Source organism: Pseudomonas sp. SIMBA_068 (assembly GCF_046534705.1).
Lineage (GTDB): Bacteria > Pseudomonadota > Gammaproteobacteria > Pseudomonadales > Pseudomonadaceae > Aquipseudomonas > Aquipseudomonas putida.
Genome location: NZ_JAWRYI010001704.1, coordinates 1 through 234, shown reverse-complemented (window position 1 = coordinate 234; position 234 = coordinate 1). Strand labels below are relative to the sequence as shown.

Sequence of the window (234 nt, the reverse complement as noted above, 5' to 3'; positions counted from 1 at the left end):
ATGAGATCTACGACAAGATCCTCTATGACGATGCACAGCATCACTGCATCGCAGCGCTGGCACCCGGTCTGCTGACTGTTACTTTTAATGGCCTTTCTAAAACCTATCGCGTTGCCGGTTTCCGTCAGGGCTGGATGGTACTGAACGGGCCGAAGAAACATGCTAAAGGCTATATAGAAGGACTGGAGATGCTCGCCTCGATGCGCCTGTGTGCCAACGTACCGGCGCAGCATG

General features: G+C 53.4%; 1 pseudogene. It reads left to right on the top strand.

Annotated elements, in window-relative coordinates:
* A pseudogene (locus SB756_RS35555) lies at nt 1-234 on the top strand (aminotransferase); the annotation flags it as partial.